General features: G+C 58.4%; 12 protein-coding genes. 7 read left to right on the forward strand and 5 right to left on the reverse strand.

What is annotated here, in order from left to right:
* Nucleotides 1–3: 3 nt before the first annotated feature.
* Nucleotides 4–1,092 carry an LPS export ABC transporter permease LptF gene (gene lptF, locus HPT27_RS14475; protein ID WP_172244677.1) on the reverse strand — a complete coding sequence of 363 codons (1,089 nt, stop codon included), beginning with the start codon at nt 1,090–1,092 and terminating at the stop codon, nt 4–6.
* Between the two features lie 344 nt (nt 1,093–1,436).
* Between lptF and pepA the strand changes: the two genes are divergently transcribed.
* The 4 genes from pepA to HPT27_RS14495 all read left to right on the forward strand — a co-directional run bounded on the left by pepA (nt 1,437) and on the right by HPT27_RS14495 (nt 7,030).
* The gene (gene pepA / locus HPT27_RS14480; protein WP_172244679.1) at nt 1,437–2,948 is read left to right on the forward strand and encodes a leucyl aminopeptidase; all 1,512 of its coding nucleotides are present in this window, start codon (nt 1,437–1,439) and stop codon (nt 2,946–2,948) included.
* 24 nt (nt 2,949–2,972) lie between these two features.
* On the forward strand, nt 2,973–3,428 hold the full coding sequence (locus HPT27_RS14485; RefSeq protein ID WP_172244681.1) for a DNA polymerase III subunit chi: 456 nt from the start codon (nt 2,973–2,975) through the stop codon (nt 3,426–3,428).
* A gap of 107 nt (nt 3,429–3,535) precedes the next feature.
* A complete protein-coding gene (locus HPT27_RS14490) occupies nt 3,536–6,394 on the forward strand; it encodes a valine--tRNA ligase (protein ID WP_172244683.1) in 2,859 nt (952 codons plus the stop codon).
* A 75-nt stretch (nt 6,395–6,469) separates the two neighbouring features.
* A complete protein-coding gene (locus HPT27_RS14495; RefSeq protein ID WP_172244685.1) occupies nt 6,470–7,030 on the forward strand; it encodes a GNAT family N-acetyltransferase in 561 nt (186 codons plus the stop codon).
* Nucleotides 7,031–7,040: 10 nt separating this feature from the next.
* On the opposite strand, the gene HPT27_RS14500 is transcribed toward HPT27_RS14495, so the two are convergent.
* From HPT27_RS14500 to HPT27_RS14510, 3 genes are all read right to left on the reverse strand, one after another.
* Nucleotides 7,041–7,553: a DUF2937 family protein gene (locus HPT27_RS14500; RefSeq protein ID WP_172244687.1), complete on the reverse strand. Its 513-nt coding sequence runs from the start codon at nt 7,551–7,553 to the stop codon at nt 7,041–7,043.
* Nucleotides 7,554–7,670: 117 nt separating this feature from the next.
* Nucleotides 7,671–10,166, reverse strand: a complete 2,496-nt coding sequence (locus HPT27_RS14505) for a zinc-dependent metalloprotease (protein WP_172244689.1) — start codon at nt 10,164–10,166, stop codon at nt 7,671–7,673.
* A gap of 219 nt (nt 10,167–10,385) precedes the next feature.
* Nucleotides 10,386–12,164: an ABC transporter ATP-binding protein gene (locus HPT27_RS14510; protein WP_172244691.1), complete on the reverse strand. Its 1,779-nt coding sequence runs from the start codon at nt 12,162–12,164 to the stop codon at nt 10,386–10,388.
* Nucleotides 12,165–12,377: 213 nt separating this feature from the next.
* Between HPT27_RS14510 and HPT27_RS14515 the strand changes: the two genes are divergently transcribed.
* The 3 genes from HPT27_RS14515 (at nt 12,378) to HPT27_RS14525 (ending at nt 15,121) form a co-directional block, all read left to right on the forward strand.
* Nucleotides 12,378–12,677, forward strand: coding sequence for a DUF4124 domain-containing protein (locus tag HPT27_RS14515; protein WP_172244693.1), 300 nt, complete (start codon nt 12,378–12,380; stop codon nt 12,675–12,677).
* Nucleotides 12,678–12,949: 272 nt separating this feature from the next.
* Nucleotides 12,950–14,398 carry an amino acid permease gene (locus tag HPT27_RS14520; protein WP_172244695.1) on the forward strand — a complete coding sequence of 483 codons (1,449 nt, stop codon included), beginning with the start codon at nt 12,950–12,952 and terminating at the stop codon, nt 14,396–14,398.
* Nucleotides 14,399–14,626: 228 nt separating this feature from the next.
* The gene (locus tag HPT27_RS14525; protein ID WP_172244697.1) at nt 14,627–15,121 is read left to right on the forward strand and encodes a DUF4442 domain-containing protein; all 495 of its coding nucleotides are present in this window, start codon (nt 14,627–14,629) and stop codon (nt 15,119–15,121) included.
* A 146-nt stretch (nt 15,122–15,267) separates the two neighbouring features.
* Here the strand turns inward: HPT27_RS14525 and HPT27_RS14530 are convergent, their stop codons facing one another.
* Nucleotides 15,268–15,993, reverse strand: a complete 726-nt coding sequence (locus HPT27_RS14530) for a DUF6498-containing protein (RefSeq protein WP_172244699.1) — start codon at nt 15,991–15,993, stop codon at nt 15,268–15,270.
* Between the last annotated feature and the right edge of the window lie 45 nt (nt 15,994–16,038).

Genomic DNA, 16,038 nt, shown 5'->3' on the forward strand with positions numbered 1-16,038 from the left:
GGCTCAGCTCAACTTGGCCAACGGGGCCCGGCGGATTTCCCGCTGGCGCAGCAAGATCACGCCGAGCGCCAGCGCCAGCAAATGCACCGGCCACAAACCGATCCAGCCAGCCAATTTACCCTCTTCGAGCGACGACCTCGCCATCATCAGCAGCATGGTGTAACCGAGAAAAATCAGCAGGCCGGGCAGGATACGGGCGAACTTGCCTTCGCGCGGCCGAACCCGGCAGAGCGGAATTGCCAACAGAGCCAGAATCGGCATTTGCAGCGGTACCGCCAAGCGCCATTGCAGCTCAGCGATGTTTTCCGGTTTCAGATCCATCAGCAATTCAACGCTGGACAAAGCCTTGGCCTTGCGCCGGATTTCCGAAACGGAGCGCGGCTGCAACTTCATGAAATACTTGTCGTACTTGACCACCGTCCACTTTTTGCTGCCGGGCTGCATTTCATAGCGATAGCCATTTTCCAGCACCAGAAAACGCTGGCCGTCGCGTTCATCTTGCCAGTGATAGCCACCGCGCGAGGCCAAAATGCCGGTCGAGTCGCCAGCCGCTTGCGGCATGCTGGCGAAAAAAACACCACCGAGGGAATTCTGCTCACCGAACGCTTCGACGTAGAGCACGCTGTGCTTGTCCTGACCTTCTTGGAACCGACCCGGCGCCAGCAACGACAATTCGGATTCCGCGGCCTGCTGGTCCAGTACCTGATACTGATATTCCAGCGCCATCGGCATGACATAGAGCGTCAGCGCGGCGGTAAATGCCGTCATCGCCAACACTGGTTTCAACAGGTGGCGCAGGACATCGTTCTCACCCACCCCGCAGGCCCGCAGCACGGTCATTTCGTGTTCGACATAAAGCCGACCGAGCGCCAGCAAAATGGCCAGAAACAAGGTCAGTGGCAGCAGCAGGCTGAATAGTACAGGCAGATAGAGCGCGACGAGTTTGAGCACGACCAGACCGCTGAGCTCGCCACCGGCGGCTTCGCCCAGATAGGTCACCAGCCGCTGACTCAGAAAGATCAGCATCAGCACCGTCAGGATGCCGGCAAAGCTGCGCAGAACCTCGCGATTCAGGTAGCGGAATACGATCAAACCGGGACGCTCCAGAAGCCAGAAAACCTGTGTTTTTACCGCGAAATATCGCTTTTTGCGCTGCAGCAGTGTATTTTTACACTTTTCCCGCCAGGGTGATCGCCACGGCGGCGGCCATGATACACCAAGTCGGGACGTTCCCTAGCGGGATAAACCCGGCGCGAATCCGCCCTTTTCAGAGTGATCCGCGCCGCGTTAACCCGGTCGGGATCAACCCCGATCCGGATTAGCCTGATCGGGATTAGCCCGTTCCGGCGAAAGCATAGGTCAGCCCCCGCTCAGGATAGTCCCGACTCGCCGACACGCGAGCGCAGCGGTCATCCCCGATTCAGTTGGAGAGCAGTATGGAGTTTGATGTCAAAAGTGGCAGCCCGGCCAAACAACGCAGCGCCTGCATCGTGGTCGCGGTATTCGAGCCGCGCAAACTGAGCGCGGCCGGTGAGGAAATCGACGCTGCCAGCGCCGGCTATCTCGCCAGCATCCTGCGCCGCGGCGACATCGAAGGCAAACCGGGGCAAACCCTGATGCTGCATTCCGTGCCGAACACACTGTGTGATCGGGTGCTGCTGGTCGGTTGCGGCAAAGAACGCGAACTCAATGAAAGCCAGTATCGCCGCATCATCAGCAAGGTGGTGGCCACGCTGCAGGAAACCGGCTCGATGGAAGCCGTTTGCTTTCTGCCGGAACTGAACGTCAAGAATCGCGATTTGCGCTGGAAAGTGCGTCACGCTGTCGAGGCCGCCAGCGAAACCCTGTACAACTTCGATCAACTGAAAAGCAAAAAAGACGCTGCCCGCCGGCCGCTGCGCAAACTGGTATTCAACGTGCCGGCACGCAGTGATTTGGCCGAAGGCGAAAAGGCCATTGCCGAAGCGCTGGCCGTGGCGGAAGGCGTCAAGTTCGCCCGCGATCTGACCAACCTGCCCGGCAATATTTGCCACCCGACCTACCTGGCTGAGCGCGCCCAGGAAATGGCCAAAGCCAACAAGCCGCTGAAGACCACCATCATCGACGAAACCGAATTGAAGAAGATGGGCGCCGGCGCTTTTGTTGCGGTATCGCAGGGTTCAGATCAGCCCGGCAAATTGATCGTCATGGAATACAGCGGCGGCAAGAACGGCGATGCGCCGATCGTGCTGGTCGGCAAAGGCATCACCTTTGACACCGGCGGCATTTCGATCAAACCGTCCGATGGCATGGACGAAATGAAATTCGACATGGGTGGCGCCGCTTCGGTGTTCGGCACCATGACCGCCGTGCTGAAACTGGCGCTGCCGATCAATGTGATCGCGGTGGTCGCGGCGGCGGAAAACATGCCGAGCGGCAAAGCCACTCGCCCCGGTGATGTGGTCACCACGCTGTCGGGTCAGACCGTGGAAATCCTGAATACCGATGCCGAAGGTCGGCTGGTGTTGTGCGATGCCATGACCTATGTCGAGCGCTTTGATCCGGATGTGGTAATCGATATCGCGACGCTGACCGGCGCCTGCGTGATCGCGCTGGGCCATCACACCAGCGGCTTGATGAGCAATCACAATCCGCTCGCCAATGATCTGCTGGAAGCCGGCGAAACCGCTGGCGACCGCGCGTGGCGTTTGCCGATATACGACGAATATCAAGAACAGCTGGACAGCAACTTCGCAGACATGTCGAACCTCGGCGGTCGTCCGGCCGGCGCCATCACCGCCGCCTGCTTCCTGTCGCGATTCGCCAAGAAATTCCACTGGGCGCATCTGGATATCGCCGGCACCGCCTGGAAATCCGGCAAAGCCAAAGGCGCAACCGGTCGGCCGGTGCCGCTGCTGACCCAGTACCTGCTCGACCGCGCCGGCAGCAAGAAACGCAAAAGCGCCTGATCCGAAACGGAAACCACCATCGCCATGACTCGCGTCGATTTTTATCAGCTTGCCGACACCAGCAGCAGAGCGCCACTGCTGACCAGCTGCAAGCTGATCAAAAAAGCCTTGCAGGCGCACAGTCATGTCTATGTGCAGGTGCCGGATCTGCGCACCGGCGAGCAACTGGACGAACTGCTCTGGCAGTTTGAACCGGATGCCTTCATTCCGCATGTGCTGCTGCCACGCGATGAAAAACTCAGTGCCAATGTCGCCATTGGCGTCGGTGCTGCGCCGGATCTCTACGCGGGCGTGCTGATCAACTTGAGCGATGCCCTGCCGCACCAGTTCCAGCGCTTTGAGCGCTTGCTGGAGCTGGTGCCGGCCTCGGAAGAACAACGGCTGAAAGCTCGTGAGCGTTACGGCTATTACAAACAGCGAGGTTACCCGCTGCAGTATCACAATTTGGAAAAGTCCCACAATCTGGAAAAGAACGCCTAAAGCCATTTTGTAGGAGCGAGCTTGCTCGCGATGCATTTCGGAGCGTGCTCTTTCGCGAACAAGCTCGCTCCTACTCAAACCGTCATTGAATACTGGAACGAAACCGAATGGACAAGTCGTACAACCCCAACGAAATCGAACGCCGCTGGTATGAAACCTGGGAAGCTGCCGGCTACTTCAAGCCAAGCGGCCAAGGCACGCCCTACTGCATCATGATCCCGCCGCCGAACGTGACTGGCAGCCTGCACATGGGTCACGGCTTCAACAATTCGGTGATGGATGCGCTGACCCGCTACCACCGCATGAAAGGCCACAACACGCTGTGGCAGGTCGGTACAGACCATGCCGGTATCGCGACACAAATGGTGGTCGAGCGTCAGCTCGCTGCCCAGAACACCACTCGCCACGAACTGGGCCGGGAAAAATTCCTGGAAAAAGTCTGGCAATGGAAAGCCGAATCCGGGGGCACCATCACCAATCAACTGCGCCGGCTTGGCAGCTCGGTCGACTGGTCACGCGAACGCTTCACGATGGATGAAGGACTGTCCAATGCGGTTCGCGAAGCATTTGTCCGTCTGTACGACGATGGTCTGATTTATCGCGGTAAACGGCTGGTCAACTGGGATCCGAAACTGCACACCGCCATTTCCGATCTGGAAGTGGTGTCGGAAGAAGAGAAAGGCTCGCTGTGGCATTTCCGCTACCCGCTCGCCGATGGCAGCGGCCATCTCGTGGTCGCAACCACCCGTCCGGAAACCATGCTCGGCGACACCGCCGTTGCCGTGCATCCGGAAGATGAGCGTTACAAACAGCTCATCGGCAAGCAAATCAAGCTGCCGATCACCGGCCGCTTGATTCCGATTGTCGGCGACGATTATGTTGACCGCGAATTCGGCAGTGGCTGCGTCAAGATTACCCCTGCACACGATTTCAACGACTATGAACTCGGCAAGCGACACAACCTGCCGCTGATCAACGTGCTGGATCGTGATGCCAAGATTCTGGCTGAATTCACCGTCTTGACCTTTGCCAACTACGAAACCTTGCACGGTGAAAAAGGCCCAGTCGCCTACGCCGGACTGGATCGCTTCGATGCCCGCAAGAAAATCGTTGCCGAATTCGAACAGCTCGGGCTGCTGGAAAAAATCGAGCCGCACACATTGAAAGCACCACGCGGTGACCGGTCGGGCGTCATTGTCGAACCGTGGTTGACCGATCAGTGGTATGTCAAAGCCTCGGTGCTGGCCAAACCGGCCATCGAAGCGGTCGAAGATGGCCGCATCAAATTTGTGCCTCAGCAATACGAGAACATGTACAACGCCTGGATGCGCGATATCCAGGATTGGTGCATCAGTCGGCAGCTGTGGTGGGGGCATCGGATCCCGGCCTGGTATGACAACAGCAGCAATGTCTATGTCGGCCGCGATGAAGCGGAAGTGCGCAGCAAATACGGCCTTGCTGCCGACGTCGATCTGCGTCAGGACGACGACGTGCTGGACACCTGGTTCAGCTCGGCCATGTGGACGTTCTCGACGCTGGGCTGGCCGCAGCAAACACCAGAACTGAAAACCTTCCATCCGACCGACGTGCTGGTCACCGGCTTCGACATCATTTTCTTCTGGGTCGCCCGGATGATCATGATGACCATGCATTTCATGAAGCATGAAGACGGTACGCCGCAGATCCCGTTCAAGACCGTTTATGTGCACGGTCTGGTGCGCGATGCCGAAGGCCAGAAGATGTCAAAGTCGAAGGGCAACGTGCTCGATCCGATCGACATCATTGATGGCATCGATCTGGAGACCCTGGTGCAGAAGCGCACCAGCGGTCTGATGCAGCCGCAGATGGCTCAGAAAATCGAACAACGCACTCGCAAGGAATTCCCGGAAGGGATTGCGGCCTTTGGCACCGATGCGCTGCGCTTCACCTTTTGCTCGCTCGCCTCAACGGGTCGTGACATCAAGTTCGACATGGGCCGGGTCGAAGGCTACCGCAATTTCTGCAACAAGCTGTGGAACGCCACCCGCTTTGTGCTGATGAACACCGAAGACCAGGACCTCGGCACCACTGCCAGCAATCAGCACACCGTTGCCGATCTGTGGATCCGCTCGCGCTTGAATGCCGCGATTGCCGATTTCCACAAGGCAATGCAAAGCTACCGACTCGATTTGGCCTCGCAAGCGCTGTATGACTTCTTCTGGAACGAATACTGCGATTGGTATCTGGAGCTGACCAAGCCGGTACTGAACGGCGATGTGCCCGCCGCCCAGAAAGCCGGTGCCCGTCGGACCTTGCTGGAGGTGTTGGAAACCTGGTTGCGGCTGGCCCATCCCGTGATGCCGTTTATCACCGAAGAAATCTGGCAGAAAATCGCGCCGATGGTTGGCCGATATGGCGGGGATACCAAGCACGGCGTCACCATCATGCTGCAAGCCGCGCCGCAAGAAGACGCCACCCTTGCCAATCCGCTTGCTGATGCCGATATCGCCTGGCTGCAGGCGGTGGTGCTCGCGGTGCGCAACATCCGCGCCGAAGTGAATCTGGCGCCGGGCAAGATCATTCCGGTTCTGTTTAAGCCAGTTTCCCATAACCACGCGGGCCAACCGGAAGATCAACGTCGCAGCCGTGAGCTGGCGGTGTTCCTGCATTCGCTGGCACGTCTGGAGCGCATTGACTGGTTGACTGCTGGTGCCACGCTACCGGCCACCGCAGCGGCCATTGTCGGCGATTTGGAGATTCATATTCCGCTGGCAGGTTTGATCGATGTGGAGGCCGAGAAAACCCGGCTGAACAAGGAAATCGCCAAACTGACCGATGAAGTTGCACGCCTGAATGGCAAGCTGTCGAACGCGGCATTCGCCGACAAGGCGCCGGCTGCCGTCGTCCAGAAAGAGCGCGACAAGCTGACCGAAGCTGGCACGGCGTTGATCAAACTGCGCGAGCAATTGGCGCAATTTAGCGGTTGATGGTGCGGCCATCGCAATAGCTAGAACGGGCGCTACGGCGCCCGTTTCTCTTTTCTCTAACTGACCACGTCTACCATGCAGACATTGAAAACCACGCGCCTGCTACTGCGGCAGTGGCGACCGGAAGATGCCAAACCATTTGCCGAACTGAATGCAGATCCGGAGGTGATGCAGCACTTTCCGGCTCGGCTGACTGCAGCGGAGAGTGATGCAATGCTGACGCGTTGTCAGCAACACATCGAAGTACATGGCTGGGGTTTATGGGCGGTTGAACAGATCGACGGCGGTGACTTCATTGGTTTTGTCGGGCTCAGCCGGCCTCGCTTTCAGGCCGCGTTTACCCCTTGTGTTGAGGTGGGCTGGCGACTCCGGCGAAGTGCCTGGGGTCATGGCTTTGCCAGCGAAGCAGCAACAGCATGTCTGCATTTCGGTTTTGACACGCTGCAACTGGATGAAATCGTGTCGTTTACTGCAGCCAGCAATACCCGCTCACAGTGTGTCATGCAGCGGCTAGGCATGCGTCATAACCCGGCCGACAATTTTCTGCATCCACTGCTCGACCCGCAGCATCCGATCACGCCGCATGTGCTGTATCGAATCGCTCAGGCGGAATGGCGGAAAAACCTGACGCGCTGAACGCGTTGAATCAGTAGCGTCGGACCGGTTGTGGACTGCCGCGGAAAAGCCGAGCCAAGGCCATGATGAGTAATTCGATCACCAGCGCTGCCAGCAAGCCGATGCTGACACCTGCGATCACAGCGTCCTGATTCAGCGGCACCACATAGCTGTAGTTGATTCGGGTTTCAGCCATCAGCTCGTCATTGGCGGCGAACAGGGCATGAAAGGCGCGTAGTGGAAATGGCTTTTGCATTGCCAGCTGTTCGGCGGCCAGCAGCTGCAACCGTTGCCAGATTTTTTCGATACTGTCGGCGTCTTCCTGAAACACGACATCGCCGCTTTGGCGATGATGCTGAATCATTGCATCGACATCGCCGTTGAAATGCCGGTCAGCGGTATCCTGAAAGCCGGCGAAATTGCCTTTGGCTTCCAAATAGTGTGCATCAACCCGTTTGGCGTACTGATCGACAAATGCCGGCAGTTGCACTCCCGCCAGCAAGCCCACCGCAAAGACCATCAGCCGAATATAATCCCGAAACACGCTGCCTCCTCCCCTTTCCCACGCCATTCACCCGGTACTGAAACCGAGCGGATTGCGCGTTCTCGCCGGCGCAGTTCAAGGCTGCGCTTGATGCTTCAAATTGACAATCGCGACGGATTATATCGGTGCACCCGGTGGAATGGCCGGCAATGGTCGACGTTTTACCGAGTCCGGATTGCTCAGGTACTGGCTGATGAAGTGCGCGGCATCGCGGCGATTACTGCCCAGCAATCCACGCTTGCCGTGATCGGCCAACCACTGCTGCCACTGCCCCAACTGCTCGCGCAGCTCCGCTGCCACCGTCGGATGCAATTGACCACCGTCCAGCGTGGCAATCAGCGCATCCAGAACCGTCCAGTTGGCCGACAGCTGCACGGCGTCACCGGCGATCAGATTGGCGTCCACTGCATCGCGTTGCCAGGTGCCGGCAAAAACGCTGCGCATCAATTCGGCGACACCCGGTTGCTGCGCGTCACGGGCTTGTTGCCAAGCCAGCCGGTTGAGCCGGCTCGGTTCAAACAGCAGCTGGCTGCTGAGCGCGGCAGCCGACTCCACCGCGGCGAGCGCATCGAACACCGGCGTCATGCGGCTGGTGAAATATTCGCGGCCACGCGCGTAACCGATGGCGGGCGGCGTCAGCACATCGAGCACGTTGGCTGGCAAGGCCAGTTCTTCGGCGCTGAGCAAACGCACCAAACGGCTCAGAGCCGCACGTTGTGTCGCCGCAGCAACCGGCTGCGCTCCTGCTTCACTGCCTCGATTCAGCGCATTCAAATCGTATTGATACGCCGCGCCAGCAAGCTGACGGGCCACCGCTTCGGTTTGATAGCGATGCAACAGATACACCGGCACCAAACGCGCTTCCAATTCGCCGCGCTGCCGATCCGGCGGCAATACCGCCGGTGAAAACTGTTGCAGGGCCTGACGCCGCACGGCCAGCAGTTGATCAAAACTCTGTTGACTGTCCGGGCCGTAGTCCCACAGCAAACCATCGGAATTGCTCATGCCGGGCGAACGGGCATCGTTGTCGCTGACGTATTGCATGCCGGTCGCAGCGATTTGCTGGCGCAACTGGGCCAGCGCGGCCGATTCCTGTTCGGCCGGAAACTGGCTGTAGGCGTGCTTGACGAGGTAGACATCCCACGGGCCGATGCCGACACCGTAGGCTTTGCTCAGATCGAGTGAGTTGTCCGGCTTCACGGTCAGCAAGGGATGCGGATAATCCATCACCGAACCATTGCCCTGCCGGCTGGCGGCAAAATTGTGATTGAAGCCGATGGTATGGCCGACTTCATGCGCGGCAAGCTGACGCATCCGGGCCAGCGCCATTTGCTCGGCCATCGCCGTCAATTCCGCTTGATTGGCTTTGCCGTATGGCGCCAACAGCGACTCCGCGATCAGGATGTCCTGACGCACACGCTGCGAGCCAAGCGTAACCGCGCCCTTGATGATTTCACCGGTGCGCGGATCATGCAAGAAGGTGCCGTAAGACCAACCACGCGTCGCACGGTGCACCCATTGAATCGTGTTGTAACGGATATCCATCGGATCCATATCCGCTGGCATCAGCTCGACCCGGAATGCATCCTTGAATCCGGCTTGCTCAAACGCCGCGCTCCACCAACGTGCTCCCTCCAACAAGGCCGAACGCACCGGCTCCGGCGTACCGGCATCAAGGTAATAGACAATCGGTTTCTTGACTGGACTCAGCGCCGCCGTCGGATTGGTTTTCTCCAATCGAAAGCGCACTTGATAGCGAGTGTCGAGACTCGCCGACAAGGGTTTGGCGAAATCATAAAAGCCGATATCGATACCACCCGAAGCCGGATGATAGGGTCGCGGCTGGAAGCCATCGGCCGGCAAGCGCACCAGGCTGATGCGTTGCTGCAGGGTCAGACTTTCCGGATCGACCGCGACATCACGCACAAACTGGCCTTCACCGGGACCGGAAAAAGTCAGCAGTGCTTGCAACTCGGTGTTGTCGGGAAACGTTTTGCTGTCATCAAAAACCGGTACGCTGCGCTTGTCGTCTAGCTTGTAGCTGCCCTGCTGGCTGCCGGCGAGACGCGCGGCGATGCCATGGCGATCGGCAACGACAAATGAAGTCAGATCCACGACCGCCGTTTTGCTGTCAGCAGTTTTGTCGACAGTTTTGCTGGCCGCAGTGCGGGCAGCATCGGTACCTGCCTCGGCAGCGATATCCGTCAGCACATCACCGGCCCACAATACCGATTCGGCAAAAGCTTCACGAACACTGGCACGCTCGAGCGCACTGTCGGAGTTGGCGACAAACCGGGTGTTACGCTGAACCAGCAAAACCCGATTGCCAACCCGACGAAACTCGACCATGCGCATTTCACCCGGCTGGCCGCGATCAAGGCCGACATCGTTGGAGCCGAGACCATAGGGCAGCGATGTGGTCAGCAGAAACGGCTGATCAAAGTGCTGGATACCGAGCAGCAGACGGCCTTTGCCGGGATCGCGGTAGAGATCAAAAAAACCGGCTTGTCGGGTCAAGCCCTTTAGCGGATTGTCCGCCGCGCTCACCAGTTGCGGCAACGCAGCCCACGCCAGCCCAACCATGGCAACTATCAAGCGGCCGATATTTCGCATGCTTCTCTCCCGTGCCAGTTCTTCTGTTTTATCTTGATTCTGTTTTGACCCAATTACGGTTTTGACCTAATTCCGGTTTTGACTTACTTCCGGTTTTGATTTGCTTTCTCTATTTTCCTGCCAAGCATTCGCTTGCTCGCCGCTCGCGGTAGCCGGCTGGAGCGGCAAAGACCTACACCCACGGGCCTGCCCTGAAACTCAACTTTTTTGCCAGCACACTCAATGTGCGCGTTCACCGGTCTGCAGGCGCCACAGCGCGGCATAGCCACCATTGTGCGCCAGCAATTCATCATGGCTGCCCGCTTCGACAATGCGGCCCTGCTCCAGCAGATAAATCCGATCAGCCTGACGCACGGTCGACAGCCGGTGCGCGATGACGATCGTGGTGCGGCCCTTGCTGACGACATCGAGCGAGCGCTGAATGGCGGCTTCGGTTTCGTTGTCGACTGCCGAGGTGGCTTCATCGAGCACCAACACCGGCGGATTCTTCAGAATGGCCCGTGCCAACGCCAAGCGTTGACGCTGGCCACCCGACAATTTCTGGCCACGCTCTCCGATGCGGGTGGCAAACCCGAGTGGCAGTTGATTGATGAATTCGGTGGCCTCGGCCGCTTGAGCGGCAGCGGCAATGGCTTCGTCACTGGCGTTTGCCATGCCATAGGCAATATTCTCGGCAACGGTGCCATCGGTCAAAAAGGTATCCTGACTGACGTAACCGATGGCCCGGCGCAAATCCTGCAAATTCAGCGCCTCGATATTCTCGCCGTCAAAGCGAATTACCCCCTTGCCCGGGTGATAAAAGCGCAACAGCAATTTCACCAGCGTGCTCTTGCCAGAACCGGTCGAACCGACAAAGGCGATGGTTTTCCCGGCGGGAATATGGACGTCGATATCGTTCAGCGTGCTGCGCTCGCCGTCATAGGAGAAATGCAGGTGCTCGAAGCGGATTTCGCCGCGGGCCTGCTGCACCGGAAAATGCTTGCCTTCGTAGGGTATGGCAATCGGCGTGTTGAGCAAGCCAAGTGCGCGGTCGATTGAAGCCATCGAACGCTGATACATATCGGCGACATCGGCCAGCCGGGTCATGGGCCACAACAGGCGCTGGGTCAGGTAGACCAGCACCGAATAGGCACCGACGGCCAGCTCGCCATGAATGGTCAACCAACCACCGTAGACCAGCGTGGTGGTGAAACCGGCCAGAATCGCCATCCGGATAACCGGGGTGATTGCCGAGCTGACCAGAATCGCGCGGGCATTGGTTGTGCGATAGGTGTCGCTGGCCTCACGAATGCGTTCCGCTTCAAATTGTTCGGCAGCAAAGCTCTTGATGGTAGCCAGGCCGAGCAAGTTGTTGTTGAGCCTGGCATTGACGTCACCGGCCGCTTCCCGCACTTCGGCGTAACGTGGCGCCAGTTTTTTCTGGAACCAGAATGCGCCGAACAAAATGATCGGCACCGGCAGCAAGGCAATGATGGCGATGGTCGGCTGCAGGACAAAAAACACCGCACTGACCATGATCGACGAGCAGAACACCTGGATGATTTCGTTGGCGCCGGTATTGAGGAAGCGCTCCATCTGATTGACGTCGTCATTCAGAATCGACAGCAGATTGCCGGTCTTGCGATTTTCAAACCAGGCCAATTCGAGTTTCTGCACGTGGTTGTACACGTCCAGCCGCATATCGTGCTGCAGCGATTGCGCCAGATTGCGCCATTTCAAATGGTGCAAATATTCGAACAACGACTCGCCGCCCCAGATCAGCACGTTCAAGCCACCGAGAAACAGCAGCTGATGCCAAGTGCTGACAATGCCCCAGCCACTGAGAATCTCGCGCGCCAGAAACGATTGCTCGCCGTTTACGACAATGTCCACGGCCACCCCGATCAACACTTCCGGCAAAATGTCGAACAACTTGTTCAACACCGAATAGCTGGTGCCGAGCAAGAAATCGCGGCGGTAAGAACGGGCGTAACTGAACAGCTTCTTCAACGGATGCATGGCAGACGGCGGCTGGCGGCAGGAAGCCGCTAGTGTAGGCCAATTGGCACTGTCACTGCAGAACGCAGCCGCCGGGCAAAGTACCGAGGCGCGATGCTGGACGCGGTCGGCCCGGATCGGCACAATTCGCCCGCCGCTGAACCTGCCCGGTTCCGGTTTGCCCCGCCCGCTCACCATGACTGGGCGCAAGGATGAAGTAGAAAGGAATCGTTAATGCTGCGTTTGGCCGGATGCGCCCTGTTTTGCCTGATTTGTAGCCATGTCGTGCAGGCCGACAGCCTCTATCGCTGGACCGACAGCAATGGCGTGGTCCATTTCTCCGACCGCCCGGCCCCTGCCGCCGCCAAGGTCAAACAATCACCGGAACGGATCGAAGTCAGTCCCAGCGACAGCCCGGTCAACAATGAGGCCGAAGACCGTTGGCACGGTGCCCTGCGCGCCCGCGGCGTGCAAATTCGGACCATTGTCATCAAGCAACCCAAGCCGACCCATTCCCGGGCCAGCGGGCTCTAGATGGCCAATGGGTACCTCATCTGGTCGGCGCAGCCAGCAGGCGGCGATGGCGACAAATGTCAGCGATTTTCGGCGGCTGCTTTTCCATTGCCGGCACCGACCGTGTCGAGTAAGGTAGGCCGCGCCCGAACCGCCCAGGCTTGCTACAGCCGCTAGTACCCGGAGCGGCGACGACTTGTGGAAAGGTCATCGCTTTTGCATTGAGCACAACTTGCAACGCTAAACACCGGCATCACTGATGCCGCAACTATAACGAGACATTGAGGACAGCAATGCTCTTCCAACGTGTAAAACCCCTGGACCAGATTCTCGCCACGGCAGAACAACGCGGTCTGAAACGCCAGCTCGGCGCCCTGCAGCTGGTGCTGCTTGGTGTCGGCGCCATCATCGGTACCGGCATTTTCGTGCTGACATCGGTCGCGGCAAACAAAGCCGGTCCCGGCATGATGTATTCCTTTGTGATCGCCGCCATCGTCTGCGCGCTGACCGCACTGGTCTACGCCGAAATCGCTTCGATGGTGCCGGTCGCCGGTTCCGCTTACACCTATTCCTATGCAGTCCTTGGCGAGATCGTCGCCTGGATGGTGGGCTGGGCGCTGATCCTCGAATACGCCGTTGCCGCCGGTGCGGTATCGGTCGGCTGGTCCGGCTACGCCAACGGTTTCCTGCGTGAAATTGGCATGGGTTTGCCAGTCGCGTTGACCGCCGGTCCGTGGGATACGGTCAAGCTCGCTGACGGCTCCGTCGTCAACGGCAGCTTCAACCTGATCGCTTTTGTCGTCGCGCTGGTAGTCACCTCGCTGCTGGTGCTCGGCACCAGCAAAAGCGCCTGGGTGAATGCCTTCCTGGTCGCGATCAAAATTACCGCGCTGTCGGTCTTCGTGGTGCTGGCCATCGGCTCCGTCAACACCGCCAACTTTGAACCGATGTTGCCGAACGGCTGGGGCAGTCCGCTGTCGTCTTCCGGTTTGGGCGTGCTCGGTGCTGCCGCGTCAATCTTCTTTGCCTACGTCGGTTTCGATGCCGTCTCGACTGCCGCTGAAGAAACCAAAAACCCGAACCGCAATATTCCGATCGGTCTGATCGGTTCGCTGGCCGTCTGCACCGTGTTCTATCTGCTGGTTGCCTACGCAGCAGTCGGCGCGGTCGGAGCGCAACCGGGCGGTGAATTGTCGATGTCGAAAGAACCGCTGGCCTACGTGCTGCGCACCATTGGCTATCCTCGGATCGGCAACTGGGTCGCTGCGGCCGCCATTCTGGCGCTGCCATCGGTCATCATCATGATGATGTACGGTCAGACCCGCATTCTGTTCACCATGTCGCGTGACGGTCTGATGCCGAAGCTGTTCTCGGAAGTGCATCCGAAGTTCCACACCCCGCACGTCGTCACCATGATCACCGGCGTCGCCGTTTCGCTGTTCGCCGCAATGTTCCCGGTGTCCATGCTGGCCGACATCACCAACTCCGGTACGCTGTTCGCGTTCTTCATGGTCGCACTGGGTGTGATGTTGCTGCGCAAACGCGAACCGACTCGTGTTCGTCCGTTCCGCACCCCGTTCATCGCCTTTGTCGGTCCGGCCGCGATGGCAGGCTGTCTGCTGCTGTTCTGGAGCCTCGACACCTTCACCAAGTCGGCCTTCCTCGGTTGGGCGATTGTCGGTCTGATTGTGTACTTTGCGTTCAGCCGCAGCCGCAGCGCGCTGGCCAACGGCAATAAGTGAGCGTGTTGGCGGATTCCGTTTTTGTTTGCGCTGCCGGTTAAAGACACGGCGCCAACCGCCAAAAAAGAGCGACCTTCGGGTCGCTTTTTTTTGGCCGAGGGTTTCTGTTCATAACCGACATCAGCATGGCTGAAAATCAATAAGCACCGCTTGGACGATCTCCACACTTGCAAGGACCGAGCGAGCTGGTGATAATCGGCCATCACTGGTCGTACCACGAGTGCCGTCATGACGAAGCCCAATCGACTATCCCGCTTGTTCACCCGCTGCAAAAGCTTGCCGGCGCCGCTGCAATCGTTCGCGATGAGTTTCTTGTTCGGTAGCGCGGTGAAGTTTTTCGCCACTGCCCGCATCCGCATCACCGAGGCCGAACACGGCCGCGTGATCATGGTGATCCGCAACCGGCGCAAAGTGCAGAACCACATCAAGGGCGTACACGCCACGGCCATGGCGCTGCTGGCAGAATCCGCGACGGGCCTGGTGCTCGGCATGAGCTTGCCGGACGACAAGCTGCCGCTGATGAAAACGATGAAGGTCAATTACGTCAAACGCGCGCAAGGCGATCTGAAAGCCATTGCCACGCTAAGCCCCGAGCAACTGCGGGCCATTGAAAACGATGAGCGTGGCGACATCGTGATCGCAGTCACTGTCACCGACAGCGAAGGCAATGAACCGCTGCAGGCAGAAATGCTGTGGGCCTGGCGACCCAAGAAAGCCAGCTGATATGCAACCATAAGAAAGACCACAAACGGCGGTGTTTTTTAACCCCACGGCACCGGCATCGGCCATTGCCGACGGGCGATCCGGATGCAAACCGCTACCGTTGCGGCAAACCCGCGTCAGAAAACACTACCACCTCGAGCTTTCACTTAACCAGTCTGGCTTAACTCGGCGCAGTGCTGCCCAAGCGACTTGCGCCGCGGCCCCTGCGCAACCAGCAACATACCAACATCGGCGGCGGTCTTCAGCAAGCCAAAAAGCAACATACCGCCGAGCGAATCCAACGCCTGTCCGGCAAATATAATCACCAAGTGCATGGGGATAATGCGCATATAGGGCGTAATAAACATTAACCCCAGATTGGGCACTGTTTGTCTATCTACCGTGACCTGCTGACGATGCTCCAGCATCAGCTCGAACACTAGCGCAATCAGACAGAGACCGAAAAATAGATCAACGGCGTAAAGCCCTTTGCCAAGCACGAGAAGAAAAACAAGATGTAACAGGCAAAAAAACAAGTAATGAGACAGAAAAGAGACAATGCACTTTCTCTTCTCTCGATTTGCGAGCTCACGAATTCCCTCGTCGTAACGAACGCCGACACTATCAAAACGCTGCAAGCGAAGTATTCTCACCGCATTGCTAATACCGATGAGCACACTTTGTGCCCAATAGGTCAACATCAGCGAGAAATTGCTCCATCCGCCGAAGATTGCAGCGGCTAATACCAGACAATTGACCAGTACGAGACCGAGAATCTCTCTACGGTCCTTCACACGTTGCGACAGCAGAATCGTTGACTGCCGCGCCACCTCAGCGGCATGAACATAGCGGCTACCACAAGCCACGCAGGTCAATCGAAGTTTGACGGCCATTGCGGATCGAGTTGCACCGCAGACAGGACATGCCAGCATGGAAAA

Origin of the sequence: Permianibacter fluminis (assembly GCF_013179735.1) — a bacterium.
Taxonomy (GTDB): Bacteria; Pseudomonadota; Gammaproteobacteria; order Enterobacterales; family Permianibacteraceae; genus Permianibacter; species Permianibacter fluminis.

Coding starts and splice junctions, on each gene's coding strand:
- pepA (WP_172244679.1), top strand. CDS start 1,437: ATGGAGTTTGATGTCAAAAGTGGCAGCCCGGCCAAACAACGCAGCGCC.
- HPT27_RS14485 (WP_172244681.1), top strand. CDS start 2,973: ATGACTCGCGTCGATTTTTATCAGCTTGCCGACACCAGCAGCAGAGCG.
- HPT27_RS14490 (WP_172244683.1), top strand. CDS start 3,536: ATGGACAAGTCGTACAACCCCAACGAAATCGAACGCCGCTGGTATGAA.
- HPT27_RS14495 (WP_172244685.1), top strand. CDS start 6,470: ATGCAGACATTGAAAACCACGCGCCTGCTACTGCGGCAGTGGCGACCG.
- HPT27_RS14505 (WP_172244689.1), bottom strand. CDS start 10,166: ATGCGAAATATCGGCCGCTTGATAGTTGCCATGGTTGGGCTGGCGTGG.
- HPT27_RS14510 (WP_172244691.1), bottom strand. CDS start 12,164: ATGCATCCGTTGAAGAAGCTGTTCAGTTACGCCCGTTCTTACCGCCGC.
- HPT27_RS14515 (WP_172244693.1), top strand. CDS start 12,378: ATGCTGCGTTTGGCCGGATGCGCCCTGTTTTGCCTGATTTGTAGCCAT.
- HPT27_RS14520 (WP_172244695.1), top strand. CDS start 12,950: ATGCTCTTCCAACGTGTAAAACCCCTGGACCAGATTCTCGCCACGGCA.
- HPT27_RS14525 (WP_172244697.1), top strand. CDS start 14,627: ATGACGAAGCCCAATCGACTATCCCGCTTGTTCACCCGCTGCAAAAGC.
- HPT27_RS14530 (WP_172244699.1), bottom strand. CDS start 15,993: ATGGCCGTCAAACTTCGATTGACCTGCGTGGCTTGTGGTAGCCGCTAT.